The sequence below is a fragment of the Ensifer sp. ENS03 genome (genome assembly GCF_014852035.1).
Classification (GTDB): Bacteria; Pseudomonadota; Alphaproteobacteria; order Rhizobiales; family Rhizobiaceae; genus Ensifer; species Ensifer adhaerens.
Genome location: NZ_JACVAV010000005.1, coordinates 201016 through 225266 on the forward strand (window position 1 = coordinate 201016; position 24251 = coordinate 225266).

Sequence of the window (24251 nt, forward strand, 5' to 3'; positions counted from 1 at the left end):
GAAAAGCGTCCTCCGATTTGCCGTAAAGCGGTTGCCGACGGGAGGCCGAGCCCTATTGTTAGGGGGCCGGCCGAGGAGGCCGGTATCGCTTTCTGCTGAATTGATCGGGAGGACTACCGCATGGCATTTTCGCACCTGACCCGGCGTGCCACTCTGGCGCTGGGCCTGATGGCGCTGACGGCGCTGCCCCTTGGCTCGACGGCACTGGCCCAGGACTTCCCCGACCGGCCGATAACGCTCGTCGTTCCCTTTGCCGCCGGCGGTTCCACCGACGTGGTTGCCCGCATCGTCGCGCAGAAAATGTCGGAGGACCTCGGCCAACAGGTGATCGTCCAGAACGTTGCCGGCGCCGGTGGCAATCTCGGCGCAGACAATGTCGCCCGCGCCGATCCGGACGGCTATACGATCCTGATGGGCACGGTCGCCACCCACGCGCTCAATCCGCTGATCCTGAAGACCAAGCCCTACGATCCCGAAAAGGATTTCGCGCCGATCTCCCTGCTCGTCGTCGTGCCCAACGTGCTCGTCGTCAATCCGGAACTCCCGGCCAAGGACGTTGCGGAACTGCTGGCACTCCTGAAGGCCAAGCCCGACGAGTACAGCTATGCGTCTTCCGGCAACGGCACGCCGCTGCACCTCTCCGGCGAACTCTTCAAGAAGATGGCCGGCGTCAGCATGCAGCACATCCCCTACAAGGGCGCAGGCCCGGCGCTGAACGATGTCATCGGCAACCAGGTGCCGATCATGTTCGACAACCTCCCCTCCTCCTCCAGCCACATCAAGGCGGGAACGCTGAGGGCGCTTGCGGTGACCACGGCGGAACGGGCACCGTCCTTCCCGGATGTGCCGACAGTCGCCGAGGCCGGCATTCCGGGCTACGAGACCTACACTTGGAATGCGCTCTTTGCCCCGGCCAACACGCCTCAGCCGGTCGTCGCCCGCCTCAACGAGGCGGCCAACAAGGCGCTGAAGGATCCCGCTGTCGTCGAGCGCATGAAGGAATTCAGCGCCACGATCGTCGGCTCGACGCCGGAAGAGCTGGAAGCCCATGTGAAAGCCGAACTGGCGAAGTGGACGCCGGTCGTTCGTGATGCCAATGTGCAGATGGATTGACGATCAGAACGAGCGAGGCCCCTCATTCGGCTGCCGCCACCTTCTCCCCGCAGGCGGGGAGAAGGTACTTGTGGCGCGCTCCGTGCGTATGCGCCAAGCACATACGATGTTACTCGGTTGCCTGAACCTCGATGTACCGCGCCGCCTCGGCGGCGATTACACGTGAGGGTATCGTTGCACAATCGACCGTCACCTCCCCGCTTGACGAGAAGAGGGCTAGGATGAGGGGCAAATACGCGGCAAGGAGCCATCACGCCCCGGCAGCACCCCGCCCCGCGGCCCGGCCGGAAAAGATGCAGCCGCCGAGGAACGTGCCTTCGAGCGCGTTGTAGCCATGCATGCCGCCCCCGCCGAAGCCGGCGACTTCGCCGGCAGCGTAGAGACCGGGCACCGGCTCGCCCGATTGCTCCAACACCTGGCCTGACAGGTTGGTTTGAAGCCCGCCCAGCGTCTTGCGCGTCAGGATATGCAGCCGAACGGCAATCAGTGGGCCGGCTTTGGGATCGAGCAGCCGATGCGGTTTGGCCGTGCGTAGCAGCCGGTCGCCGCGATAGGCGCGCGCACCGCGGATCGCGGTCACCTGCGCGTCCTTGGAGAATGCGTTGGTAATTTCCCGGTCGCGCGCCACGATCTGCTGCCGCAAGTGCTCCAGTGACAGCCGGTTCTCACCGGTCAGCGCATTCATCGCCGGCACCAGGTCTTCGAGACGATCGCGGACGATGAAATCCTCGCCCTTGTCCATGAACGCCTGGACCGGCCCCGGCGGGTTCTTGCCGAGCCGCTTTAACAGAAGGGTGATGCTCTTGCCGGTGAGATCGGGATTCTGCTCCGAACCGGAAAGCGCGAACTCCTTTTTGATGATCGCCCGCGTCAGCACGAACCAGCTGTAATCATGACCGCTGTCGCGAATCGCCTTCAACGTGCCGAGCGTATCGAAGCCGGGCATGGCCGGCGCCGGAAAACGGTTGCCGTCGGCGTCGCACCAGAAGGACGAAGGCCCCGGCAGGATGCGGATGCCATGGTCCGGCCAGATCGGATCGAAGTTCTTCAACCCCTCCGTATAGTGCCACATGCGATCCGCATTGATGACCGCGCCGCGCGCCTGGCTGGCGATCTCCAGCATGCGCCCGTCGACATGGTGGGGCACACCCGCAACCATCGTCGCCGGCGGCTGGCCGAGCCGCTTGCGCGGCCAGTTGCGGCGCACCAGATCATGGTTTCCGCCGATACCGCCTGACGTGACGACGACCGCGCCCGCCGAAATCTCGAAATCGCCGACGATGTCGCGGGAGCTGCGTTCACCGCGCCCGACCGGATCGTCCTTGAGCAGCGCACCGCGCGCACCCGTCACGCGGCCTTCGGTGGTCACAAGTTCATCCACCCGATGGCGGAAGCGGAAGCGTACGAGACCACGACTTTCCGCCTCCCGCGTCAACCGGATGAACGGTTCGAGCACCGCCGGGCCGGTACCCCAGGTGACGTGAAAGCGCGGCACCGAATTGCCGTGCCCGTGGGCGAGCCCACCGCCGCGCTCCGCCCAGCCGACCACGGGAAACCAGCGCATGCCGAGCGAGTGCAGCCAGGAGCGCTTCTCGCCCGCGGCAAAGTCGAGATAGGCTTCGGCCCAGAGCCGTGGCCAGTGATCCTCCGGACGGTCGAACTGCGAGGAGCCCACCCAGTCCTGCCCGGCAAGCTCGCGGGTGTCGCGGATGCCTATGCGGCGCTGTTCAGGGCTGTCGACAAAGAACAGGCCGCCAAGCGACCAGAAGGCCTGTCCACCAAGGTTCTGTTCCCCTTCCTGGTCGAGCACGATGACCCTGCGGCCGAGTGCCGCCGCCTCCGCTGTGGCGACAAGGCCGGCAAGCCCCGCGCCGATAACCAAAACGTCGCAATCCATGAAATGCTCTCTCCCTCGCATCCCATCCGGCCCCCCACGCACTGACACGCAAAGGCCGCCGCAGCCATCTGAATGGCTGCAGAAATTGTTACGCGTACGTCAAGGTCAATTCAAGCGTCAGGCTGCGTCGCCCGACGACGGGATACGCGGAGAGCGAAGTCTATTTCTCGGTCAGCTTGAGCTCGATGCGGCGGTTCTGCGCGCGCGCCTCAGGGGTTTCACCCGGTGCAATCGGCTGGTACTCGCCAAAGCCCGCAGCCACCAGCCGATCTGCTGGCACGCCCTTCGAGATCAGGAACTTGACCACGGAGGTCGCACGCGCCGACGAAAGCTCCCAGTTGTCGGCGAAGCGCCCGGCGCCTGAAAGCTGCACATTGTCCGTGTGGCCGTCGACGCGCAGCACCCAGTTGATTTCGGCGGGGATTTCCTTGGCGAGGTCGAGCAGCGCGGTGGCGAGCTTGGCCATTTCCGCCTGCCCTTCCGGATTGAGGTCGTTGCCACCAGAGGGAAACAGCACCTCCGACTGGAAGACGAAGCGGTCGCCGACGATGCGGATGTTTTCACGGTCGGAAAGAATTTCCCGGAGGCGTCCGAAGAAGTCCGAGCGGTAGCGGTTGAGTTCCTGCACCCGCTGGGCAAGCGCCACGTTCAGCCGGCGTCCGAGATCGGCGATCTTGGTCTGCGACTGCTGGTCCTTGGCTTCCGACGCCTGAAGCGCGACTTCGATGGCGGCGATCTGGCTGCGGAGCGCGGCGATCTGCTGGTTCAGCAGCTCGATCTGGCTCATGGCTCGGGCGCTGACTTCACGCTCGGTCTCAAGCTCAGAGCCGAGACGGCCGATCTTCTGGTTGGCGGCGTCCGTGCTCCCGGCGCCCTGGTCGAGCAGGGCCTGCAGCCGTGAACGTTCGCCTTCGGACGTGGCGAGCGACGCCTGCAGATTGGCAAGCGAATCCTCGAGATCCTGCTTGCCGCTCTTTTCGAGCGCCAGAAGCTGGGTGAGTTCGTTGATCTGGCTGTTCAGCCGCGTCAGCACCTCGTCCTTGCCGCTGATTTCGCGACTGAGCAGAAACTGTGCAAGGACGAAGACGGTCAGCAGGAACATGATCGACAGCAGCAGCGTCGACAGTGCGTCGACGAAGCCCGGCCAATAGTCGATCGTGCGCTGAGAGCGGCCTTTTCGGGCAAGCGCCATGGATTACTCTCCTCCGGCCTCTTCCACGCGCGCCTTGGCCGACACGGCCGGCTTGTCATGCGCAGGCGACCGGTCGGAGATGCCGACCCGCGATGCCAGCTTGTCGAGCGTCTTGCGCATCGCCTTGGCTTCGTCCTGCTGAGCCTCGATCCAATCCCGCAGCATCTGCTGTTCGCCGCGCATGTTCTTGACCAGCCCCTGAATGCCTTCGGCGAGGCTCGCCATGGCCGCGGTCGTGCGCTGGTTCGCGCCGCCCTCATGGTTGAGGCGGACGAGCTGGTCGGTGAGCCTCTTCAGCTCCTCGACCGGCGCGCCGGCGGGCAGATCGAGCGCCGGCGAAAGTTCCGAGCCGACGTCCGTCACGGAGGAGAGCCAGTTTTCAAGCTCGGTGTAGAAGCGGTTCTGCGCGCGCCCGGCCTGCAGATCGAGAAAGCCGAGGATCAGCGAACCGGAAAGGCCGAAAAGCGACGTCGAAAACGCCGTGCCCATGCCGGTGAGCGGTGCCGACAGGCCATTCTTCAGCGCCGAGAGGATGTCTTCCGTCGTTCCCGATCCGGCATCCAGAGACTGGATGACCGTGTTGATCGAGCCGATCGTTCCAAGAAGGCCCCAGAAGGTGCCGAGCAGGCCGAGAAACACCAGAAGCCCGGTCAGGTAACGCGAAATGTCGCGCGATTCGTCGAGGCGGGTGGCGATGGAATCGAGGATCGACCGCAGCGCCGTGGTCGAGATCGCCGTCTGGCGACCGCCGATCAGCGCCCGCATCGGCGCAAGCAGCACCGGATCGCGCCCGACCTTGTCCGCGTTGCCGGCGGCACGAAACGAGTTGAACCAGCGCACCTCGGGGCGCAAGCCCAGCACGTGGTTGAAGACGAGCAGGATGCCGATCAGAAGGACACCGAGGATCAGGCCGTTGAGGCCCGGATTGGCGAGAAAGGCGTTTTGGGCCTGACGGAAGAGGATTGCACCCACGAAGCCGACGATGATCAGAAAGACCACCATCGTCCAGAAATAGTGCATGGGGCTCGAGAGCTTGTGCGGGTTGTAGCCGTCTTCCATACCTTCCCGACCGTTCCACCCGGACAGATGCAGTTTCGTCATGGGTATGAGTATCTCCCGCTTCACTTGACGGAACGGCGCCGCGCCGGCCCGGAGCCTATCGCATAATTCCTGAAACCGAAATCGATTCAAGGGCCAATTTGTGTATGCAGCCGGGATCACGCCACGGCCTGCAGGTCGCCAGTTAGGCACAGGCCTGTGGCGGTGTCGTGTTGCACCGCCCAGCTTCGCGCCAAAAACAAAGCCTCCGATGCGGGATGCGCATCGGAGGCTTCGGAACAAACGGGATTGCGACTTACTTCGTCGGCACCGGGCGGTGAACGACTTCCGTCAGCGCCTTGACGATGTATTCGTTGCCGCAGATGACCGAACCGTCATCGACCGGGCGGGCGCCGCCGTTGATATCGTGCGTCCAACCACCGGCTTCGCGAATGAGAAGCACACCGGCGGCAATATCCCAAGCGGCAAGGTCGCGCTCCCAGTAGCCGTCGAAACGGCCGGCAGCGACATAGGCAAGATCGAGCGCAGCCGAACCCATGCGGCGGATACCTGCAACTTCGCCCATCACATGGCGCAGTTCGATCAGGTACTTGCCGTGGTTGCCGCGGCCAAGATGCGGCGTGCCGGTGGCGATGACGGCATCGGAAAGATGCTTGCGCGCAGCGACGCGCAGACGACGGTCGTTGAGGAAGGCGCCACCGCCGCGCTCGGCCGTGTAGAGTTCATCGGTTGCCGGGTTGAAGACGACAGCGCCGACGATCTCGCCCTGGCGCTCCAGTGCGATCGAAACTGCGAAATGCGGAATGCCGTGCAGGAAGTTGGTGGTGCCGTCGAGCGGATCGACGATCCAGCGGTGCGCACCGTCGGTGCCGATGATCTCTTCGCCTTCCTCGCCGAGGAAGCCATAGGTCGGGCGAGCCTTCAGGAGTTCTTCGCGAATGAGCTTTTCGGCCTTACGATCGGCCTGCGAAACATAGTCGCCCGGTCCCTTGAGCGAGACCTGCAGGTTCTGGACTTCGCCGAAATCGCGGGACAACGACTTGCCCGCCTTGAAGGCGGCCTGAACCATGACATTGAGAAGTGCTGAACGGGCCATCTGGCGATCCCTTGAAAAACGAAGGCCGATCGAACGCGTTCGATCGGACGTTGAACCTGCTTGACGAAACATAGGCGCATTGCCGGCCCCAAGAGCAAGCTGCAAACCGTGTTCCGTCGTCAAAAAACCGAGTGAAGTCTCACTCCGCTCGCGCATTGCTGCCACTGTCATGGCGCCACGAGCAAAACCGCGGCCTCAGAACCACAAAAGCCCCGCGAGTTCAAGCGAAATAGCATTTTTGCCGGCCGGCGGCGACGGGATTCCGCCTCGCTCAGCTCCGGCGATACCTGTTGGCCGCACTCAGCGCCTGCTTCTGCTGCTCTTCATTGAGACCGAGGTAGAAGTCCTCGAGCGCATCGTCCTTGAGACCGGCACGGCGTGACAGCACATACCATTTCGCCGCCTCGACCGGGTTGGGCCTCGTGCCGATGGCATTGACATAGAGATGCGAGAGACGGTTCTGCGCCACCACGTTGCCGCCCTCGGCCGCCCGGCGCATCCAGCCGAAGCCGTCCTCCAGGTTCCGATCACCGGCAATGCCTTCGATCATCCAGATCGCGATGTCCAACTGGGCGGTATCGAAGCCCGCCCGCGCCGCACGGATCAGCCATTCGCGGGCACGCGCCCGCTTGCTTTCCTCGATGCCGTCGACATTGACCAGGATCTGCGACAACGCATATTGCGCGTCGGCAATGCCCTGTTCGGCCGACTTCTCGTAATAGGGCATCGCCAGCTTCAATCCCTTCGGCCCGGGATTGTCGGCAACGAGCGTCTGGCCGTAATTGAACTGTGCCGAGCCATTGCCGAGATCGGCCGCCTTCTTCATCAGCTCTTCGGACTTTTTCCGGTCACGCTTGGCGTAGCGCCCCTCCATCAGGATCAGGGCATATTTGAACATCGCCGCCGGGTCGCCTTTTTCCGCCGCCTGGCCATACCAGAAGGCAGCCTGCTGCGGGTTGCGCACGACGCCAAGCCCCTGCTGCAAGATTTCGGCAATGAGCGTCTGTGCCGCAGGATCGCCGAGCTGCGCCCGTGGCAGCGCCAGATCCATCGCGGTCAGGTAATAGCCGCGCTGAAACGCGCCGTAGGCGTCGTCGACCTTGCCGGCGAAGGGTTTTTCGGCCGGCAGCGCCGGCAATTCGGCGCCCATGCGATCAAAGACACCCACGCCTCCAGATGGCGCCGTGCCGTCCGCCGGCTTCTTGTCCGGAGCCGAGTTCGACTTGTCGCCAGTCTCGGCTCCTTCGGGCATCGCCGCGCCGTTGAAGGGCGTGATGCGGCCACGCTTTTCGACGCCGGCATCGTCGCTTGCGGACGGCTTCTCCTGCGCATGCGCCGGCAGCGCCAGGGCAACGGCCAGGGCGACAAGGGAAAGACCTCGACTCAATCTGGAAGACGGACGGTTCAACATCGAAACGTCTTAATCTTCAAACCGTGGCGCTTTTTCGTCAAGCAACGCGTTGACCGCGGCAACGACGGAGGGCGCCTGTTCCGGCTCACCGAAGACGGCCAGACGAAGCGCCACAAACTCGGCGCCGGTCTCCGCCACTGCAAGCGCCGATTGCGGATCGGTGCCGCCCATGACGATGCACGGGATCTCGATCATCGACGCCCACCATTCGGCAAGCGCGAGGTTCTTCGAATGCGCCTCCGGCTTGATGTCGCCGTCGGTCCTGCCGAAGAACACGTAGTCCGGGCGCACTTCGCCGATCTCCAGCGCATGGTGGCGGTCGGCCGCGTTGCCGCCGCCGACGATCAGCTTCGGCGTGTGCTTCTCGACCGCCTCACCGAGCACTTCGGCATTGCCGGCAACATGCAGGCCATCCGCCTTGGCGCGACCGGCAACGCGCGAGTCACCCGCGATCAGTGCTGCGGCGCCCGCCTCCTGGATGACCGGCACCAGGCGCTCGGCATGCTTCTGGAACTCGCTATCGTCGAGCCCGTATTGCGGCACGATCACCGAGGCGACGTCGCCACCCTTGAGCGCGTCGGCTAGTACCTTGGCACGTTCCGCCGCATCGGGCATGTCGGGCGCGATCAGCACCAGGCGGCAGCGTTCTGTTGTCATGCTCAGATATCCATTTCCGGCTGTGCCGCGTAAGCCGCGAAACCAGCGCTCGATTTCATTTCCGAAAACCGATAGACGGAGACTGCAAAAGGATCAACAGCCACCCATGCTTCCGGATCTCGACTTCTACCTTATCGCCATCCCGGCCGTTCTGCTTGTCGGCCTCAGCAAGGGCGGCATGGGGGAAGCACTTTCGCTCATGGGTGTACCGATCTTGTCGATGGCGGTGTCGCCCGTCCAGGCCGCCGCCCTTCTCCTGCCGATCCTGATCGCGATGGATCTTGTATCGCTCTGGATGTGGCGCAAGCATGGCGACCGCAAGACCCTTTTCATGCTTTTGCCCGGCGCCATTGCCGGCATCGTCATCGGCTGGGCAACCTCCGCCTATGTCTCGCGTGACCTGCTCCGCCTGATCATCGGCCTGATCACCGTGCTCTTCGTGCTTCGCTACGTCTACAACATCTGGCGCATGCGCCTCGGCATCACCATCGCGCCGAAGACGCAGCGGGCCGGGCCGGCAGCGCTTTGGGGCTCGTTCGCCGGCTATGGCAGCTTCGTTGCGCATGCCGGCGGCCCGCCGTTCCAGATCTACGCGCTGCCACTGCAGCTCGACCCGCGCGAATATACCGGCACGATCGTGCGCTTCTTCGCGATCCTGAACGCGGTGAAGCTCATTCCCTATTTCGCGCTCGGGCAACTCGACCTCAGCAACCTGAAAATCTCGGCGACGCTCTTTCCGCTGGCGATCGTCGCGACCGTGTGCGGCGCCTTTATCGTTCGCCGCATGAAGCCGCAGATCTTCTACCCCTTCATGTATAGCATGGCCTTCATCGCGGGCTCGAAGCTGCTCTGGGACGGTATCGTCGGCCTCGCTGCGGGCGGCTGAGCCGCCACCCAAGTATTACGGAAATATTGCAATGCAAAATTAGCGTTTCGCACCGCACAAAATTCTTGCTGCCTTGCAAAAATTCGCCTAACGTCCGCCCATGACGATCGCGGACCCTTTCGATGCCATTGCGGACCCGAACCGGCGCCACCTGCTGGAGGAATTGCGGCGCGCGCCGAAAACCGTGAACGAACTGGCCGAAGGCTTGCCGATCAGCCGTCCGGCCGTATCGCAGCACCTGAAAGCCTTGCTGGACTGCAATTTGGTCTCGGTCTCGGCGAGCGGCACGCGGCGGATCTATGCGATCAACCGGCCGGGGTTTGACCGCCTCAACCTCTGGCTCGACCAGTTCTGGTCTTGAGCTTGGAAGCGACGACCCGGAAAACAAGAGGACCGGGCGTCAAGCCCGGCCCGAAATTCCGTATATTCCACTGTGGGGGATTGGTTCTAAACCTTGTTGCGCCTACTCAGAGGGGAGATGGCGCTTCCCGATGGTTCTGGGAAATACCGTTGATAATCAGTGAGTCGAGGAGCGAAGCCTTTCGATTTCGTCCTTGATGCGCAGCTTCCTTCGCTTGATATCGGTAATCAGTTCGTCTTCCACGGACGGCTGATTCATCGCTACGTGGAGCTCCTGCTCCAGGGCGCCATGTTTTTTCTCAAGCGTTGCAAGATGAGCCTCAACAGTCATTTGGCAGTCCCTTCCTTTTGCTTGCATCCGGCACGCAAATGCCGGATGTTTCATGGTTGTAACCTTACTACTGTGCCATGCCATTTTTCATTTGTCGAAGGCGAAATGATGACGAGGGATAACTTCCCGTTACCGCCCAAGATGTGATAGAGCGGCGCATGAAATTCCGGTTCGAGGAGGACTTCGCAACCGGGCTGATGGGGATCGCTTTGCATGCCGGACCAGGACCAGGCCGAACTCAGACTGACCGCCGCGCGGCTGAGGCAGGAACATGAAGACTATGATGCTGCCATCAACGCCATGATCGAGACCGGCTGCGACGCGCTCAGAGTGCAGCGCATGAAGAAGAAGAAGCTGGCGATCAAGGACAAGATCAGCAAGATCGAAGACCAGATCATTCCCGATATCATCGCCTGAACGCGGAACAGGACAGACGTGATCGACACCACGACCCCACCCGTCGCCATCATCATGGGAAGCCAGTCGGACTGGGAGACGATGAAAAACGCCGCCGATACGCTCGACGCGCTCGACATTCCCTATGAGGCACGCATCGTTTCGGCCCATCGCACGCCCGATCGGCTGGTCAGCTTCGCCAAGGGCGCCCGCGACGAGGGCTTCAAGGTCATCATCGCCGGTGCCGGAGGTGCTGCGCACCTGCCCGGCATGTGTGCCTCGATGACGCCGCTGCCGGTCTTCGGCGTCCCCGTGCAGTCGAAGGCACTGTCCGGCCAGGACAGCCTGCTGTCGATCGTCCAGATGCCGGCCGGCATCCCGGTCGGAACGCTGGCGATCGGCCGCGCCGGTGCCGTCAACGCAGCCCTCCTTGCCGCAGCCGTCCTTGCGCTTGGCGACGAGGACCTCGCCGACCGGCTCGACGACTGGCGCGAACAGCAGACCATTGCCGTTGCCGAGTATCCGGTGGACGAGGCATGACCACCATCGGCATTATCGGCGGCGGCCAGCTCGGCCGCATGCTGGCGATGGCAGCCGCCCGACTGAACTTCCGCACGGTCATCCTCGAGCCGCAGGTCGACTGTCCGGCTGCCCAGGTCGCAAACGACCAGATCGTCGCTGCCTATGACGACGAAGCCGCGCTCGGAAAGCTTGCTGAAGTCAGCGACATCATAACCTATGAATTCGAGAACGTTCCGGTCGCGGCTGCCGAGCGACTGGCGGCAAAACGCCCCGTCTTCCCGCCACCGAAAGCGCTGGAAGTCGCGCAGGACCGCCTCACCGAGAAGCGCTTCATCAACGGCTGCGGCATTGCCACGGCGCGCTTCCATGCCGTCGACAGCCAGGCCGACCTTGAAGCGGCCCTTGCGGATTTCGGCGGGACTGGCGTGCTGAAAACCCGTCGCCTCGGCTATGACGGCAAGGGACAGCGCGTCTTCCGCTCGACGGCAGACAGCCCGGCGGGCGCTTTCGCAGCACTCGGCGGCGTACCGCTGATCCTCGAAAGCTTCGTGCCCTTCGAGCGCGAAATCTCGATCATCGCCGCCCGCGCGCCCGATGGCGCCGTTGCCTGTTTCGATCCGGCGGAAAACGTGCATCGCAACGGCATCCTCCATACCTCGACGGTCCCGGCAGAGATCGGTGCTGCGGCCGGCGAAGCGGCACGGGTTGCCGCCAAGGCGATCCTCGATGCGCTCGGCTATGTCGGCGTCATCGGCGTCGAGTTCTTCGTGCTCGCCGACGGCAGCCTGATCGTCAACGAGATGGCGCCCCGCGTGCACAATTCCGGCCACTGGACGGAAGCTGCCTGCGTCGTCTCGCAGTTCGAGCAGCATATCCGTGCCGTCGCCGGACTGCCGCTTGGCAATCCGCGTCGCCATTCGGACTGCGTCATGCAGAACCTGATCGGCGACGACCTCGACACGGTCCCCGCATGGCTTGCCGAGGATGACGTGCTGGTGCACCTCTACGGCAAGACCGAGGCCCGCGCCGGTCGCAAAATGGGCCACGTCACGCGGCTCGTCCGCGGCTGAGGACCATAGAAATGCGGGGCAAGACACCAAAATGGGGCGTCTTGTGGTTGACACACCAGGGGTGACACGGTATTTGCCATCCCACCTTAAAGGAGCGCGCTCACGGGCGCGCTTTTGATTGTTAGAGATACCGGGCGAATTTTCATTCCCCGAAACCTGCGGATCAGGAAAATGAAGATCAAGAATTCGCTCAAGTCGCTCAAGACCCGCCACCGCGAAAACCGTCTGGTTCGTCGCAAGGGCCGCATCTACATCATCAACAAGTCCAACCCGCGCTTCAAGGCTCGTCAGGGCTGAGACCCGACAGGGGACTTGGGGACAGCGCTCAAGCGATGTCCCAGAATTGATTTTGAAGTTATTCCGTGGCGAGCTAACATGCTCGCCATGCGAGTTTTTATACCCTTGATTCTGGCGTGTTCCGCCCTGCTCGCCACCTCCACGGGAGCTGGCAATGTTTCCTTCGCGGCGGAAGCCTCGACCCAACCGGAAGCAACCAGCCTCACCACCCCGAAGCAGCGCCTCGACACCCTGTTCGCCGACCTGAAAAAGGAACGCGACCCCGACAAGGCACGCGAGCTCTCCAACCAGATCCGCATCGAGTGGCAGGATTCCGGCAGCGCCACCGTCAACCTGCTGATGCAATGGGCCGACAAGGCGATCACCGACAACAAGCAGCCGGCCGCTCTCGATATCCTCGACCAGGTTATCGCCCTTGCACCCAATTATGTCGAAGGCTGGAACCGCCGCGCGACACTGCATTACGCGATGGGCAACTACCGGAAATCCATGTCGGACATCAATCGCGTGCTGTCGATCGAGCCCCGCCACTTTGGCGCGCTTGCCGGCATGGCGGCGATCCTCGGCGCCTCCGGCAAGGATGAGCTTGCCATGCGGGCCTGGGAACAGTTCCTGGACATTTATCCCGCCGATCGCAAGGCGCAGGAACAACTGGGCGAACTTGCCGAAAAACTCGCCGGCAGCAAGACCTGACAACGCGTGTTCCAGTCGATTGCCAAGCCCGCCAACGCCCATCCCCTCCGACAGGACGTCGCTTCTGAAGATCGCGACAGCCGCGCGCCGTTTCATCGCACCGATCTGGATGGAATGGCATCGTCACGCCGGCGTGGACCGCCCTACGATCGCCTCGCAAGGCACCTGCGGCCGCACGAGCCTGTTCCTGCAGCGCGTCTTGAAGACCCAAGGCTTCAGCGCCGACTGGGTCTGCGGAACGCCGCGCAGCGGGCCGTTGGAGCCTGAAATCGGACCGTTCGGCTTCAACTGCGGGAAGAGCTGGCAAAGCCATGCCTGGGTCGAATGCGGCGATTTCATCGTCGACATCACAGCCGATCAATTCGGCGCGCCTCCAGTCCTCGTTGTCGATCGCACGGACAACCGCTACAACAAAGGCAACCGGGATGGGGCGCTGCCAGAGTTCGTACTGGCCCGCCGGCGCGCCGTGGACGACATCTGGCCGCAATGGCAAAGGATAAGTGCCAGTGGCCCCAAGGGTTCGCTTACGCCTTGAAAGCCGGGCGCCGGAAGACAAATAGAGACGATGTTCCCAGTTGCGCTCCTGTTCCTTGCACTGATACTCGCCGGCGTCGCCTACAGCCTCTGGCACGCGCGTAGCTTCGCCCGGCGCTTTCCCAATGTCGGCGAACTGATCGACATCGGCGGCTACCGCATGAACAGCGTACACCTGCCCGCCGGCGGACAAGCCGACCTCTTGCCCGTCGTCTTCATCCATGGCGCCAGCGGCAACCTGCTCGACCAGCTGCATGCCTTCGCACCGGCCCTTGACGGCCGCGCCGAGATGCTGTTCGTCGATCGCCCGGGCCACGGCTACTCGGAGCGCGGCGGGCCGGAAAACGACTTGCCGGACGGTCAGGCGGATGCGACCGCAAAGCTGATGGACAAGCGCGGCATCCGTCGCGCCGTGATCGTCGGCCACTCCTTCGGCGGCGCGATTGCAGCGAGCTTCGCCCTCAACCACCCGGACAAGACCGCCGGCCTCGTCCTGCTGGCGCCGGCGACCCATCCCTGGCCCGGCGGCATCGACTGGTATTACCGCCTGACGGCCCTGCCCTTCGTCGGCTGGCTCTTCGCCCACACGCTGGTGACGCCGCTTGGGCAGCGGCGCATCGAGGGCGGCACGCACTCGATCTTTTCGCCCAATCCACGGCCGGCCGACTACATCGACAAGACCGGCCCGCATCTCGTGCTGCGTCCCTCGACCTTCCTCAGCAATGCCCGCGACATCGCCAACCTGCACGCCTATCTGACCGCGACCGCGCCGCGCTACCGGGAGATCGCCGCACCGACGGTGATCATCACCGGCGACAGCGATGGCATCGTGCTGGCCGATGTCCACTCACGCGGGCTGGCGCGCGATATCCCCGGCGCCGAGTTGCTCTGGATCGGCAATCTCGGCCATAAGCCCGACTATGTGGTCACTGATGTCATCGTCGCCGCGGTGGAGAAGCTGGCCGGCAAGCCCGGGGATCTGGATGCGGCAGTAAAGCGCGCCGAAGAAAGGCTTGCCGCCGCCAAGACACCCTGATCGTGCCAGGCCATCCGTTGGGGCCGCACCTCATCTGGCAGCCTTTCTCGGCGCGCCCGTTATCCCGCTAGCTGCCATCATCAACAAAACACGAAACCCCAGGAGCGGATCAGCGCTCCGGGGGTTTCGTTGCAGTCCGAAAAAGAGAGCGGGCGTCAGACGCCGCTCATGCCGTCCGAGCCGATATAGGCGATACGCAGCATGTTGGTCGCGCCGGGGGTACCGAGCGGCACGCCGGCCGAAATGATGATGCGTTCGCCCGGCTTGCCGAAGCCTTCCGAGGCAACGATGCGGCATGCGCGGTTGACCATGTCGTCGAGGTCTGTCGCATCCTCGGTGACGACGCAATGCAGGCCCCAGACGACCGAAAGGCGGCGCGCCGTCTGCACGATCGGCGACAGCGCGATGATCGGCACCTGCGGCCGCTCGCGGGCGGCGCGCAGACCCGTCGTACCCGACGAGGTGTAGCAGACGATGGCAGAGAGCCGCAGCGTCTCGGCGATCTGGTGGGCCGCAAGCGAAATCGCGTCGGCACCGGTGGCTTCCGGCGGCGTGCGCTGCGCGTAGATGATGCTGGAATAATGCGGGTCGCGCTCGACGTTGCTGGCGATCGACGCCATGGTCGAAACGGCTTCCACCGGATATTCGCCCGAGGCCGATTCTGCCGAAAGCATGACGGCGTCCGCACCTTCGAACACGGCTGTCGCGACGTCGGAGACTTCGGCACGCGTCGGGACCGGAGCCGAAATCATCGATTCCAGCATCTGGGTGGCGACCACCACCGGCTTGCCGGCGCGGCGACATGCGCGCGTCAGCTGCTTCTGCAGGCCCGGCACCGATTCCAGCGGCATCTCGACGCCGAGGTCACCGCGGGCAACCATCAGCGCGTCCGAGAGTTCGATGATCTCGTCGATCCGGTCCAATGCCTGTGGCTTCTCGATCTTCGACATGAGGCCGACGCGGCCGCGGGCGATCTTGCGAACTTCGGCTAGGTCTTCCGGGCGCTGCACGAAGGAGAGCGCCACCCAGTCGAATTCACCGGTCGCCAGAACGGCGTCGAGGTCGGCACGGTCCTTGTCGGTCAGCACACCGACGGCAAGCAGCGTGTCGGGCAGGCTGACGCCCTTGCGGTCGGAGATCTTGGTGCCGGCGACAACGGTCGTGACGATGCTCTTGCCGTCGGTCTTCTCGGCCTTGAGGTGCAGCTTGCCGTCGTCGATCAGCAGGCGATGGCCGGGCTTGACCGCTTCGAGGATCTCCGGATGGGGCAGATAGACACGGGTGTTGTCGCCAGGCTCGTCCTTGTTGTCGAGCGTGAAGGTCTGGCCGACCTTGAGATCGACCTTGCCTTCGGCGAACTTGCCGACACGCAGCTTCGGTCCCTGCAGGTCGCCGAGAATGCCGATCGGCCGGCCGCAGCGCGCCTCGACCGCGCGGATGCGCTGCACCAGCGTGCGCATCACGTCGTGGCTCGCGTGGCTCATGTTGATGCGGAACAGATCGGCCCCGGCCTCGTGCAGCTTCTGGATCATCTGCTCGTCCGAAGACGCCGGTCCGAGCGTTGCGAGGATTTTGACTTTTCTGTTCCGCTTCATCAATTCTGGCTTTCCTGCGTGCCGGACGGATCCGAAAGCTGAACCATCCAGCTTCCCTGCCGTCCCGTGTCGTACTCTTTGAATCCCATGCGCTGGAAGCCGCGGGCGAAGCAGTCCTGCACGCCCGTGATTTTGAATTCGTTCTCGGCAACGCACATGTTGACGTCACCGGTCCAGCGGCCGCCACGGGCCGCATCTTCCGCGTAAAGATAATAATATCGTGACTGAAGCTCGCCCTCGATCAGGGTCGCGCAGGTGTTGGCAGGCACCTGCCACCAGCCTTCCGTCATCCAGCCGTCCTTGGCCCGGTAGCCGATGGCTACGCCGACCAGTGTCTGGGTGCCGTTGCACACACGGAAGTCGGCGCGTGCGTCGCTGGCGAAAAGAAATGAGCTTGATGTTGCCAGGAGAAACAGGAGGATGCCTCCCAGTGTCGTCAGCCCCGGCTTCGCTTTGGAAAAAGGATATCTGGACACGGTTTCCGATGGAACTCCGTTTTGATTTGCGTGGCACTTTCTTGCGACGGGTGGGCCCGAAAGTCAACGCAACTCTAATCGATTACAATCGGTAAATTGCTTTCGGATTTCGATAAACAGTTGCGTTTTTCTTGCGATTGACGCCCTCGCGTGCGATCAGCGAGACGGGGCGCTGAAACGGACTGGAACGGCATGCAACACTATTCTCCCTATGAGATTATCGAAGCCAAGCCCACAACCGGGCTCGTGCTCCTTGCCGATCACGCGATGAACCGGCTGCCTGCCGAGTATGGCAGTCTCGGCCTTCCCGCTGCGGCCTTCGAGCGGCACATCGCCTACGATATCGGTGTCGAAGCGCTCGTGCGGCGCCTGTCGGCGATGCTCGATGCGCCGGCCGTTCTCGGCTGCTTCTCGCGCTTGCTGATCGATCCCAATCGCGGCGAGGACGACCCGACGCTGATCATGCGGATTTCCGACGGAGCGATCATTCCGGGAAACCATCCCATCACCGAGAAGGAGTGGGAGAACCGGCTGAACCGGTTCCATCGTCCCTATCACCGCGCCGTCTCCGAGACCATCGGCCGAAGCGCCGAGGCGCATGGCGCAGCACCGCTGGTCATCTCCATCCATTCCTACACGCCGGCCTGGAAGGGCGTCGCCCGTCCCTGGCACGCCGCCGTCCTCTGGGACAGCGACGGCCGCGCCGTTCGGCCACTGATCGACAGGCTCGAGGCACCGGGCGATATCGTCGTCGGCAACAATGAACCCTATGACGGCGCGTTGCGCGGCGATACCATGTTCCGGCACTGCATGGTGCCGGGCATTGCGCATGCCCTGATCGAGGTGCGGCAGGATCTGATCGCCGACGCCGAAGGCGTTGCCGCCTGGGCCGAGCGGCTGGCGCCGATCCTGGCAAGCCTCAACGCCATGCCCGAACTGCATCGGTACGAGCGGCACATCTCGCGCACCGGCGCCTATGATGAAGAGGACGAGCGACCATGACCGAACTGACCCCGGAGCAACAGATCGCCTTCGAGGCCGCAGCCTTTCGCCGGCTGGTCAACCATCTGCGCGAGCGCAGCGACGTCCAGAACATCGACCTGATGAACCTCGCCGGCTTCTGCCGCAACTGCCTGTCCAATTGGTATCGCGAAGCCGCCGAACAGGCGGGCGTTCCGCTTGCCAAGGAGGAATCGCGCGAGATCATCTATGGCATGCCCTACGAGGAATGGCGCGAGCGCAACCAGAGGGAAGCATCCGCAGAACAAAAGGCGGCGTTCGAGCTCAACCGGCCCAAAGCTGAGTGAGGAAAGGCGTATGCGGTTTTCCGCGGCATTCCGCTCTAACTCGTAAGCCGCTTCAAAATGATGGCTGGATCGAGCCGACGCAAACCGTCGTGATCAAAGGAATAGGGTCGTTTCGCCCGCCTCTGCCACGGAAATGACCGCGTTGTTGCGCAATCACCCTTGACCTTGGCGGCCGTTCGCGGCACGTCACGGCACCCAAGAAATTCCATTCCCCCTATCAAGGAGAAGACCATGTCGGATGCTCACGGCGTCGCACGCGATCAGCTTCGTGCTTTCATCGAACGGATCGAACGCCTGGAAGAAGAAAAGAAGACCATCGCCGACGACATCAAGGACGTCTATGGCGAAGCCAAGTCCACAGGTTTCGACGCCAAGATCCTGCGCAAGGTCATTTCGATCCGCAAGCAGGACCACGACGAGCGCATGGAACAGGAAGCGATCCTCGACACCTACCTCCAGGCGCTCGGCATGGTGCCGGCAGCCGACGAGGAATAAGCGAGCCTTTTTGAAGGCCGCCTGTCGGCGGCCTTCGCCTTCCGCGCGTGAACGCTGGCAGCAGAGGCTCTCAATGCAGCCGGGAGCCGAGATGCCGGGAGCCGACATAAGGCAGAATATAGACACGAAAAAGCCCGCCAGGTCGGCGGGCTTTTTCGTGTCTATGGTTTGGTGGAAGCTCAGTTGGTGCTGAACTTCTTCACTTCCATGAAGTTGACGGCATTGCCGCTGAACCGGGCCGTGTCGACGTTTGGTCCGGCGCTGCTGGAGAAGCCGGCGGCATAGACTGTCGTCGGAGCAGTACGCAGAGACTTGCTGACGAAGCGCGGCGCCTTCACCGGCTTGGAAAGCGTTGCGACGCGGCCGGTCGAAAGCGCCCATTCGGAAATGATCTTCTGGGTCAACTTCGGCTCGGCGCGCACCGATGAGCGGGTCGCGGCATCGGCGTCGTTCTTCTTCGGTCGGCCGCCCTTGGCCGGAGCTTCCGCCTGCGTGTCGAAGGCGCTGTCGAAGATCGCGGCGCGCGCATTCGTGCCCGACTGCGGCGCATAGGCTGCCATCTCGATCGGCTGCGGCTGGGCAACCGGCTGACGTTCAGCTGGCGTCGGCTGGGCAAGCGCGACACGGGTCTTGGCTTCAGCCGCCACGTCGCGCGGCGGTTCGGCGGATGCCACGACCGGGCGCTCCGCGAAGGAGGGGATCACGACCTGTGCATCGGCAACGGCGGCAAGCGCCGCGTCACCCGCGGGCCGCACGGCCGGAACCGGCACGAAACCGAGCGCCTGCATGTCCGGCTCGGCATCGGCGGATGCGACGAGCGTGTTCATGTCGCGGCGGTCAAGCATTTGCGGCACAGGAACCTTCATCGAGCCGAGGTCGGCAAACTCGCTCGGCATTTCCGAGGTTGGCGGCAGGGCGGCAGCAAGGGCTTCCTGCGCCGGGTTCTTCTCCGGCGCCACCAGGGCGACGGCTACGCCACCATCGGCAGGCGCTTGCTTGAAGGCAGGCCGCACCGCCGGGACCGGCGCATTGATGTTCTGTTCGGCAGCAACCGTCGGCTCGGCGGCGACAGAACCGGCGACGCCGGGCAGCGCTTCCTGAGCGGCGGGCGCGGCAGCCGTCTGCACCTTGGCAGCAGGAGCTGCGCCACCTTCATCGTCGGCACCGGGGCCGGCTGCGATTGCCGAAGGTTCTTCATCCTCGTCACCGCCGCCGCCAAAGAGCATGGCGAACAGGTTGCCGCGGCGCTTGCCGCTCGCCGTATCGCCCGGGCCCGTATCGCCGCCACCAGCGACCTGGATCGCCGACGCGCCGACGCGACGCTTGTAGTCGGCAACCGCCTGGTCATAACCCGGAAGCGGCTTGCCGTCGGACGGCAGATGCATGGTCTTGCCGTCGGGGAAGAGGCGCGCCAACTCGGCACGGCTCATGCGCGGCCAGGCGCGAACGCCACCGACATCCATATGGACGAAAGGCGAGCCGGAAGTCGGGTAGTAACCGACGCCGCCCACCTGGAATTTCACGCCGATTTCACGCAGCGTCTTCAGCTTCACATCCGGCAGATAGAAGTCCATCGCCTTGCCGAGCATGTGCTGGCTCTTCTTGGCGACGCCCTTCGAACGCGAACGCAGCATGCCGTTGGTCGCCGGCGAACGATAGGCCGAAACGACGTGGATGTAATCGCGCGATCCGCTCTTCTGGTAGACTTCCCAGACGAGATCGAGCAGGCGCGGGTCCATCTTCGTCGGCTCGTTGCGACGCCAGTCGCGCAGGAAACGGTTGATTTCCTGCAGACCCTTGGCGTCGTAGCGGCCATTGCGCTTGAAGGTGATCTGCGCCTTTTCCTGAGTATGAATGAAATAGAGCTTCAGTGTCCGGGTCTGGCCTGCGGCCTCCACGGGAGGAGCAAAACCAGGCGTAACGAGGGCAGCCGCAAGAGCAACGGATGTCAGAACCTGCGGCACCCGGCGGGTGACCGCCGCGCAGACTCTCGCTAAGGAGCCGAGCGGCTTCTTAAAACCGAACAAATTTGGCATTCAATCCCCGTCCGACGGACAACCGTGCTTCGCTGTCTCAGATGACTGTCAAATAAGGTGACAGCATGGCAAATTTGCCACAGTCGTCACCGCCCCTTATAATATAGTGAATACTTCACTAACAAGGTCTAAACGGCGGTGACTGAATAGCACGGCTAATGAATCGTGAATGCGTCGATTTTATGCCGCCTCTCTCAAAGGGTTATCGGGATCGATGCCATAATCCTTCAGCTTGCGGTAGAGGGTAGACCGGCCGATACCGAGCTTTCGGGCCACCTGACTCATCTGGCCGCGGTAGAATTTCAGCGCAAAACGAATCAATTCCTCCTCGACTTCGGCAAGCTTGCGCACGTCTCCGCCCTCGTCGACGCTGGCGATCGCATTCTCCATGCGCGGGTCGCTGGAGGTTTCCGCCTCCATGGATTTCGCCGCACTCGCGAAGTCTGGATAGACGCTTGATGCCGTCTCGCCGCCAGCCGGCGCCCGCTCCGGTCCGCCCTCGCCCCAGGAGAAGCCCGAACGATCGGAAACCACGTAGCCGGGTATCTGAGTGGCGATCTGCGGGAAATCCTTCACCGTCAGTTCGTTGCCCTCGGCAAGCACGACGGCGCGGAAGATCGCGTTCTCGAGCTGGCGAATGTTGCCCGGCCAATCATAGGCGGTCAGAAGCGCGAGCGCACCGCTCGATACCGTCAGCGGCTGGTTCAGCCGCTGCTCGGCGGCGAAGCGCTCGACGAAGGAGCGCACCAGCACCGGGATATCTTCCTTGCGTCGGCGAAGCGCCGGAATGGTGATCGGGAAAACATTGAGGCGGTAGTAGAGATCCTCGCGGAACCGCCCTTCGCGCACTTCGTTGATCAGGTCCTTGTTGGTGGCCGAGATCAGCCGCACGTTCACCTTCTGCGGATGGCGCGCGCCGATCGTCTCGACCTCGCCCTGCTGAACCGCGCGCAGCAGCTTCACCTGAACCTCGAGCGGCAAGTCGCCAATCTCGTCGAGGAACAGGGTTCCTCCGTCCGCATCGACAAATTTGCCGGTGTGCTTTTCGGTCGCGCCGGTAAAGGCACCCTTTTCGTGACCGAAGAGAATGCTCTCGACCAGATTGTGCGGGATGGCGCCACAGTTGACGGTGATGAACGGCTTGCCGACCCTGTCGCTTGCCGACTGGATGGCGCGCGCCACCATTTCCTTGCCGACGCCGGATTCGCCCTCGAGCACGATCGGGATGTTGGACTGCGCGGCACGGCGTGCAAGGTCGATCACCCGGATCATCGCCGGGCTTGCCGAGACGATATCATCGAAGCCGACGGCGCCACCGCGCGGACGGCGCGAGGTTTTGACCTTGCCGTCACGGCTTGCCATTTTCAGCGCATTGCTGATGGCCACGGACAGCCGTTCCGGAGAGACCGGCTTGACCAGGAAGTCGAAGGCGCCGGCCTGCATCGCGTGCACCACGGTCTCGATGCCGCCCTGTCCGGTCTGGACGATGACCGGCGTGTCAACGCCGCGCTCGGCCAGCGCTTCGAGGAAGCCGTGGCCGTTCATTTCCGGCATCAGGAGATCGAGAAGGATGACATTGATCATGCCGCCCTTGCGCTCCAGCAGTTCCAGACCGCTGCGGCCGTTATCGGCGAGATGCGCCACATGACCGAGACGCTCGATCATGTTCGTCAGCAACCGGCGCTGCACCGGATCGTCATCAATGACCAGAATGTGTGATGTCACGGAAGCCTCCTGCTCTGGACACGCGGTACTCTTTGGCCAACCTCATGTGCCAAATCACGTCAGGCATCTGTGCCATAAAGGGCTGAACATCATGTTTTGAGAAATGCTTGCATTTTATCCATTGCCGGCGATAGCAATGGGGCCCATATCGCTGCCTCTTCCTGTCACGAACGAGAGAAATCCGACGATGACCTTCCGCCCCTTCGCCCCCGAGCAATTTGTTGTCCGCGCCGCCGCCGGCCAGAGCCATGGCGCCGCTGCCGACCTCGGTGACCTGCCCTCCTGGCGGCTGGAGGATCTTTATGCCTCCGCTTCCTCGGATGCGTTTCGCAACGATATGACGAAGGCCGATGCCGACGCGATCGCCTTCGAGACCAAGTGGAAGGGCAAGCTGGCCGAAGCGGCGACGAAGAGCGGCGAAGCCGGCATCGGCGCTGCCGTGCGGGAATTCGAAGCGCTCGAAGACATCATGGGCCGCATCGCCTCGTTTGCCGGCCTCACCTATTTTTCGGACACGTCCAAGCCGGAGAATGGCAAGCTTTACGGCGATGTGCAGTCGAAGCTCACCGACATGTCGGCGCATCTCCTGTTCTTCTCCCTAGAGCTGAACCGGATCGACGACGCGATCCTCGACAAGGCACTCGAAACAGACGCGATCGCCGCCCATTACAAGCCCTGGCTGACCGACCTGCGCATGGACAAGCCCTATCAGCTCGACGACAAGCTGGAGCAGCTTTTCCTGGAAAAATCGATGACCGGTGCCGCCGCCTTCAACCGGCTGTTCGACGAGACTATGGCAAGCCTCACCTTCACTGTCGACGGTGAAGCGCTGCCGCTCGAGGTCACCCTGAACCTGCTGCAGGACCCGTCGAGCGACGTTCGCAAGAAGGCGGCGATGGCGCTGGCGGAAACCTTCAAGGCCAATATCCGCACCTTCACGCTGATCACCAACACGCTCGCCAAGGACAAGGAAATCTCCGACCGCTGGCGCGGCTTCAAGGATATTGCCGACAGCCGGCATCTGGCCAACCGCGTCGAGCGCGAGGTCGTCGATGCACTCGCCGAAGCGGTCAAGTCCGCCTATCCGCGCCTGTCGCACCGCTACTATTCGCTGAAGGCAAAGTGGCTCGGCATGGAGCAGATGGATTTCTGGGACCGCAACGCGCCGCTGCCGGAAACGCCGAACGCGCTGATCTCCTGGGACGAGGCCAAGGACACGGTGCTCTCCGCCTATAATGCCTTCGCGCCGGAAATGGCTGATATCGCCCGCCGTTTCTTCGACGAGCGCTGGATCGACGCGCCGGTCCGGCCCGGCAAGGCGCCGGGCGCCTTCGCCCACCCGACGGTGCCGTCGGCTCACCCCTATGTGCTCGTCAACTACATGGGCAAGCCGCGCGACGTGATGACGCTCGCCCACGAGCTCGGCCACGGCGTGCACCAGGTGCTTGCCGGCGGACAGGGCGCGTTGATGGCCTCGACGCCGCTGACGCTCGCCGAAACCGCGTCTGTCTTCGGCGAGATGCTGACCTTCCGCGCGCTTCTCGACCAGACGAAGGACAAGCGCGAGCGCAAGGCCATGCTCTCCCAGAAGGTCGAGGACATGATCAACACGGTCGTGCGCCAGATCGCCTTCTACGAGTTCGAGCGCAAGGTGCACACCGCGCGGAAGGAAGGCGAGCTGACGGCCGACGATATCGGTAAGCTGTGGCTGTCGGTGCAGAACGAGAGCCTTGGCCCGGCCATCCGGATTTCCGAAGGCTACGAGACCTACTGGGCCTATATCCCGCACTTCATCCATTCGCCCTTCTACGTCTATGCCTATGCCTTCGGCGACTGCCTGGTGAACTCGCTCTACGCGGTCTACCAGAACGCCGAACAGGGCTTCCAGGACAAGTACTTCGAGCTTCTGAAGGCCGGCGGCACCAAGCACCATTCCGAACTGCTCGCCCCCTTCGGCCTCGATGCCACCGATCCGTCGTTCTGGGCACAGGGACTGTCGATGATCGAAGGGCTCATCGACGAACTCGAAGCGCTTGATAAGGCCTGATCCGGACAAGGGTCCGGATC

The 24251-nt window shown here is 63.2% G+C and carries 25 protein-coding genes; 14 read left to right on the top strand and 11 right to left on the bottom strand.

Going from position 1 to position 24251, the window contains the following annotated elements; genetic code table 11:
• Positions 1–120: 120 nt before the first annotated feature.
• Positions 121–1113 (top strand): tripartite tricarboxylate transporter substrate binding protein, encoded by a 993-nt coding sequence (locus IB263_RS19425; RefSeq protein WP_034806138.1) that lies wholly within the window; start codon positions 121–123, stop codon positions 1111–1113.
• Between the two features lie 250 nt (positions 1114–1363).
• On the opposite strand, the gene IB263_RS19430 is transcribed toward IB263_RS19425, so the two are convergent.
• The 6 genes from IB263_RS19430 to IB263_RS19455 form a co-directional block, all read right to left on the bottom strand.
• Positions 1364–3010: an FAD-binding dehydrogenase gene (locus IB263_RS19430; protein WP_192438882.1), complete on the bottom strand. Its 1647-nt coding sequence runs from the start codon at positions 3008–3010 to the stop codon at positions 1364–1366.
• Between the two features lie 160 nt (positions 3011–3170).
• The gene (locus IB263_RS19435; RefSeq protein ID WP_034806136.1) at positions 3171–4202 is read right to left on the bottom strand and encodes a peptidoglycan -binding protein; all 1032 of its coding nucleotides are present in this window, start codon (positions 4200–4202) and stop codon (positions 3171–3173) included.
• 3 nt (positions 4203–4205) lie between these two features.
• The gene (locus IB263_RS19440) at positions 4206–5303 is read right to left on the bottom strand and encodes a MotA/TolQ/ExbB proton channel family protein (protein ID WP_192438883.1); all 1098 of its coding nucleotides are present in this window, start codon (positions 5301–5303) and stop codon (positions 4206–4208) included.
• A 253-nt stretch (positions 5304–5556) separates the two neighbouring features.
• Positions 5557–6357, bottom strand: a complete 801-nt coding sequence (locus IB263_RS19445) for an inositol monophosphatase family protein (protein ID WP_034806132.1) — start codon at positions 6355–6357, stop codon at positions 5557–5559.
• Positions 6358–6628: 271 nt separating this feature from the next.
• Positions 6629–7768, bottom strand: a complete 1140-nt coding sequence (locus IB263_RS19450) for a tetratricopeptide repeat protein (protein WP_060518622.1) — start codon at positions 7766–7768, stop codon at positions 6629–6631.
• Positions 7769–7777: 9 nt separating this feature from the next.
• Positions 7778–8425 carry a thiamine phosphate synthase gene (locus tag IB263_RS19455; protein WP_060518623.1) on the bottom strand — a complete coding sequence of 216 codons (648 nt, stop codon included), beginning with the start codon at positions 8423–8425 and terminating at the stop codon, positions 7778–7780.
• Between the two features lie 106 nt (positions 8426–8531).
• Between IB263_RS19455 and IB263_RS19460 the strand changes: the two genes are divergently transcribed.
• Both IB263_RS19460 and IB263_RS19465 read left to right on the top strand, forming a co-directional pair.
• On the top strand, positions 8532–9311 hold the full coding sequence (locus IB263_RS19460; RefSeq protein ID WP_034806126.1) for a sulfite exporter TauE/SafE family protein: 780 nt from the start codon (positions 8532–8534) through the stop codon (positions 9309–9311).
• A gap of 100 nt (positions 9312–9411) precedes the next feature.
• Entirely contained in the window at positions 9412–9672 is a 261-nt protein-coding gene (locus tag IB263_RS19465) for a helix-turn-helix transcriptional regulator (RefSeq protein WP_034806124.1), read from the top strand.
• A gap of 156 nt (positions 9673–9828) precedes the next feature.
• On the opposite strand, the gene IB263_RS19470 is transcribed toward IB263_RS19465, so the two are convergent.
• The gene (locus IB263_RS19470) at positions 9829–10002 is read right to left on the bottom strand and encodes a YdcH family protein (protein ID WP_034806123.1); all 174 of its coding nucleotides are present in this window, start codon (positions 10000–10002) and stop codon (positions 9829–9831) included.
• Between the two features lie 213 nt (positions 10003–10215).
• Between IB263_RS19470 and IB263_RS19475 the strand changes: the two genes are divergently transcribed.
• The 7 genes from IB263_RS19475 to IB263_RS19505 all read left to right on the top strand — a co-directional run bounded on the left by IB263_RS19475 (position 10216) and on the right by IB263_RS19505 (position 14550).
• Positions 10216–10419 (top strand): YdcH family protein, encoded by a 204-nt coding sequence (locus tag IB263_RS19475; protein ID WP_034806122.1) that lies wholly within the window; start codon positions 10216–10218, stop codon positions 10417–10419.
• A gap of 54 nt (positions 10420–10473) precedes the next feature.
• Positions 10474–10938, top strand: coding sequence for a 5-(carboxyamino)imidazole ribonucleotide mutase (purE, locus tag IB263_RS19480; RefSeq protein WP_034806641.1), 465 nt, complete (start codon positions 10474–10476; stop codon positions 10936–10938).
• Complete coding sequence (locus tag IB263_RS19485) at positions 10935–11990, top strand: 5-(carboxyamino)imidazole ribonucleotide synthase (RefSeq protein WP_192438884.1); 1056 nt, start codon at positions 10935–10937, stop codon at positions 11988–11990. Before purE ends, IB263_RS19485 begins: the two co-directional genes overlap by 4 nt.
• A 171-nt stretch (positions 11991–12161) precedes the next feature.
• Positions 12162–12287: a type B 50S ribosomal protein L36 gene (gene ykgO, locus IB263_RS19490; RefSeq protein WP_034806120.1), complete on the top strand. Its 126-nt coding sequence runs from the start codon at positions 12162–12164 to the stop codon at positions 12285–12287.
• Between the two features lie 78 nt (positions 12288–12365).
• Positions 12366–12980, top strand: a complete 615-nt coding sequence (locus IB263_RS19495) for a tetratricopeptide repeat protein (protein ID WP_034806119.1) — start codon at positions 12366–12368, stop codon at positions 12978–12980.
• Positions 12949–13515, top strand: a complete 567-nt coding sequence (locus IB263_RS19500) for a lasso peptide biosynthesis protein (protein ID WP_192438885.1) — start codon at positions 12949–12951, stop codon at positions 13513–13515. Before IB263_RS19495 ends, IB263_RS19500 begins: the two co-directional genes overlap by 32 nt.
• A gap of 30 nt (positions 13516–13545) precedes the next feature.
• Positions 13546–14550: an alpha/beta fold hydrolase gene (locus IB263_RS19505; protein ID WP_192438886.1), complete on the top strand. Its 1005-nt coding sequence runs from the start codon at positions 13546–13548 to the stop codon at positions 14548–14550.
• A 155-nt stretch (positions 14551–14705) separates the two neighbouring features.
• Here IB263_RS19505 and pyk read toward each other — a convergent pair whose 3' ends face one another.
• Together pyk and IB263_RS19515 are read right to left on the bottom strand one after the other, a co-directional pair.
• Entirely contained in the window at positions 14706–16145 is a 1440-nt protein-coding gene (pyk, locus tag IB263_RS19510) for a pyruvate kinase (protein WP_060518631.1), read from the bottom strand.
• Positions 16145–16621 carry a DUF1036 domain-containing protein gene (locus tag IB263_RS19515; RefSeq protein WP_051659725.1) on the bottom strand — a complete coding sequence of 159 codons (477 nt, stop codon included), beginning with the start codon at positions 16619–16621 and terminating at the stop codon, positions 16145–16147. Before IB263_RS19515 ends, pyk begins: the two co-directional genes overlap by 1 nt.
• Before the next feature lie 192 nt (positions 16622–16813).
• Between IB263_RS19515 and IB263_RS19520 the strand changes: the two genes are divergently transcribed.
• The 3 genes from IB263_RS19520 to IB263_RS19530 all read left to right on the top strand — a co-directional run bounded on the left by IB263_RS19520 (position 16814) and on the right by IB263_RS19530 (position 18423).
• Positions 16814–17623: an N-formylglutamate amidohydrolase gene (locus IB263_RS19520; protein ID WP_112985613.1), complete on the top strand. Its 810-nt coding sequence runs from the start codon at positions 16814–16816 to the stop codon at positions 17621–17623.
• Complete coding sequence (locus tag IB263_RS19525; RefSeq protein ID WP_034806113.1) at positions 17620–17928, top strand: DUF1244 domain-containing protein; 309 nt, start codon at positions 17620–17622, stop codon at positions 17926–17928. The genes IB263_RS19520 and IB263_RS19525 overlap by 4 nt, the downstream gene beginning before the upstream one ends.
• A gap of 231 nt (positions 17929–18159) precedes the next feature.
• Complete coding sequence (locus IB263_RS19530) at positions 18160–18423, top strand: DUF2312 domain-containing protein (protein WP_034806111.1); 264 nt, start codon at positions 18160–18162, stop codon at positions 18421–18423.
• A 179-nt stretch (positions 18424–18602) separates the two neighbouring features.
• On the opposite strand, the gene IB263_RS19535 is transcribed toward IB263_RS19530, so the two are convergent.
• Together IB263_RS19535 and IB263_RS19540 are read right to left on the bottom strand one after the other, a co-directional pair.
• Complete coding sequence (locus IB263_RS19535) at positions 18603–20459, bottom strand: DUF882 domain-containing protein (RefSeq protein WP_034806108.1); 1857 nt, start codon at positions 20457–20459, stop codon at positions 18603–18605.
• Between the two features lie 180 nt (positions 20460–20639).
• Positions 20640–22184 (bottom strand): sigma-54 dependent transcriptional regulator, encoded by a 1545-nt coding sequence (locus IB263_RS19540; protein ID WP_089044545.1) that lies wholly within the window; start codon positions 22182–22184, stop codon positions 20640–20642.
• Positions 22185–22371: 187 nt separating this feature from the next.
• On the opposite strand from IB263_RS19540, the gene IB263_RS19545 reads away from it, so the two are divergent.
• Entirely contained in the window at positions 22372–24231 is a 1860-nt protein-coding gene (locus IB263_RS19545) for a M3 family oligoendopeptidase (protein ID WP_113504313.1), read from the top strand.
• Positions 24232–24251: the final 20 nt, after the last annotated feature.

What these genes read in the sequence shown, in the direction of transcription:
- IB263_RS19485 (WP_192438884.1), top strand. Translation starts at nt 10,935, where the DNA reads ATGACCACCATCGGCATTATCGGCGGCGGCCAGCTCGGCCGCATGCTG.
- IB263_RS19430 (WP_192438882.1), bottom strand. Translation starts at nt 3,010, where the DNA reads ATGGATTGCGACGTTTTGGTTATCGGCGCGGGGCTTGCCGGCCTTGTC.
- IB263_RS19435 (WP_034806136.1), bottom strand. Translation starts at nt 4,202, where the DNA reads ATGGCGCTTGCCCGAAAAGGCCGCTCTCAGCGCACGATCGACTATTGG.
- IB263_RS19460 (WP_034806126.1), top strand. Translation starts at nt 8,532, where the DNA reads ATGCTTCCGGATCTCGACTTCTACCTTATCGCCATCCCGGCCGTTCTG.
- IB263_RS19445 (WP_034806132.1), bottom strand. Translation starts at nt 6,357, where the DNA reads ATGGCCCGTTCAGCACTTCTCAATGTCATGGTTCAGGCCGCCTTCAAG.
- IB263_RS19475 (WP_034806122.1), top strand. Translation starts at nt 10,216, where the DNA reads ATGCCGGACCAGGACCAGGCCGAACTCAGACTGACCGCCGCGCGGCTG.
- pyk (WP_060518631.1), bottom strand. Translation starts at nt 16,145, where the DNA reads ATGAAGCGGAACAGAAAAGTCAAAATCCTCGCAACGCTCGGACCGGCG.
- IB263_RS19450 (WP_060518622.1), bottom strand. Translation starts at nt 7,768, where the DNA reads ATGTTGAACCGTCCGTCTTCCAGATTGAGTCGAGGTCTTTCCCTTGTC.
- purE (WP_034806641.1), top strand. Translation starts at nt 10,474, where the DNA reads ATGGGAAGCCAGTCGGACTGGGAGACGATGAAAAACGCCGCCGATACG.
- IB263_RS19525 (WP_034806113.1), top strand. Translation starts at nt 17,620, where the DNA reads ATGACCGAACTGACCCCGGAGCAACAGATCGCCTTCGAGGCCGCAGCC.
- IB263_RS19470 (WP_034806123.1), bottom strand. Translation starts at nt 10,002, where the DNA reads ATGACTGTTGAGGCTCATCTTGCAACGCTTGAGAAAAAACATGGCGCC.
- IB263_RS19455 (WP_060518623.1), bottom strand. Translation starts at nt 8,425, where the DNA reads ATGACAACAGAACGCTGCCGCCTGGTGCTGATCGCGCCCGACATGCCC.
- ykgO (WP_034806120.1), top strand. Translation starts at nt 12,162, where the DNA reads ATGAAGATCAAGAATTCGCTCAAGTCGCTCAAGACCCGCCACCGCGAA.
- IB263_RS19425 (WP_034806138.1), top strand. Translation starts at nt 121, where the DNA reads ATGGCATTTTCGCACCTGACCCGGCGTGCCACTCTGGCGCTGGGCCTG.
- IB263_RS19520 (WP_112985613.1), top strand. Translation starts at nt 16,814, where the DNA reads ATGCAACACTATTCTCCCTATGAGATTATCGAAGCCAAGCCCACAACC.
- IB263_RS19535 (WP_034806108.1), bottom strand. Translation starts at nt 20,459, where the DNA reads ATGCCAAATTTGTTCGGTTTTAAGAAGCCGCTCGGCTCCTTAGCGAGA.
- IB263_RS19545 (WP_113504313.1), top strand. Translation starts at nt 22,372, where the DNA reads ATGACCTTCCGCCCCTTCGCCCCCGAGCAATTTGTTGTCCGCGCCGCC.
- IB263_RS19530 (WP_034806111.1), top strand. Translation starts at nt 18,160, where the DNA reads ATGTCGGATGCTCACGGCGTCGCACGCGATCAGCTTCGTGCTTTCATC.
- IB263_RS19495 (WP_034806119.1), top strand. Translation starts at nt 12,366, where the DNA reads ATGCTCGCCATGCGAGTTTTTATACCCTTGATTCTGGCGTGTTCCGCC.
- IB263_RS19505 (WP_192438886.1), top strand. Translation starts at nt 13,546, where the DNA reads ATGTTCCCAGTTGCGCTCCTGTTCCTTGCACTGATACTCGCCGGCGTC.
- IB263_RS19440 (WP_192438883.1), bottom strand. Translation starts at nt 5,303, where the DNA reads ATGACGAAACTGCATCTGTCCGGGTGGAACGGTCGGGAAGGTATGGAA.
- IB263_RS19465 (WP_034806124.1), top strand. Translation starts at nt 9,412, where the DNA reads ATGACGATCGCGGACCCTTTCGATGCCATTGCGGACCCGAACCGGCGC.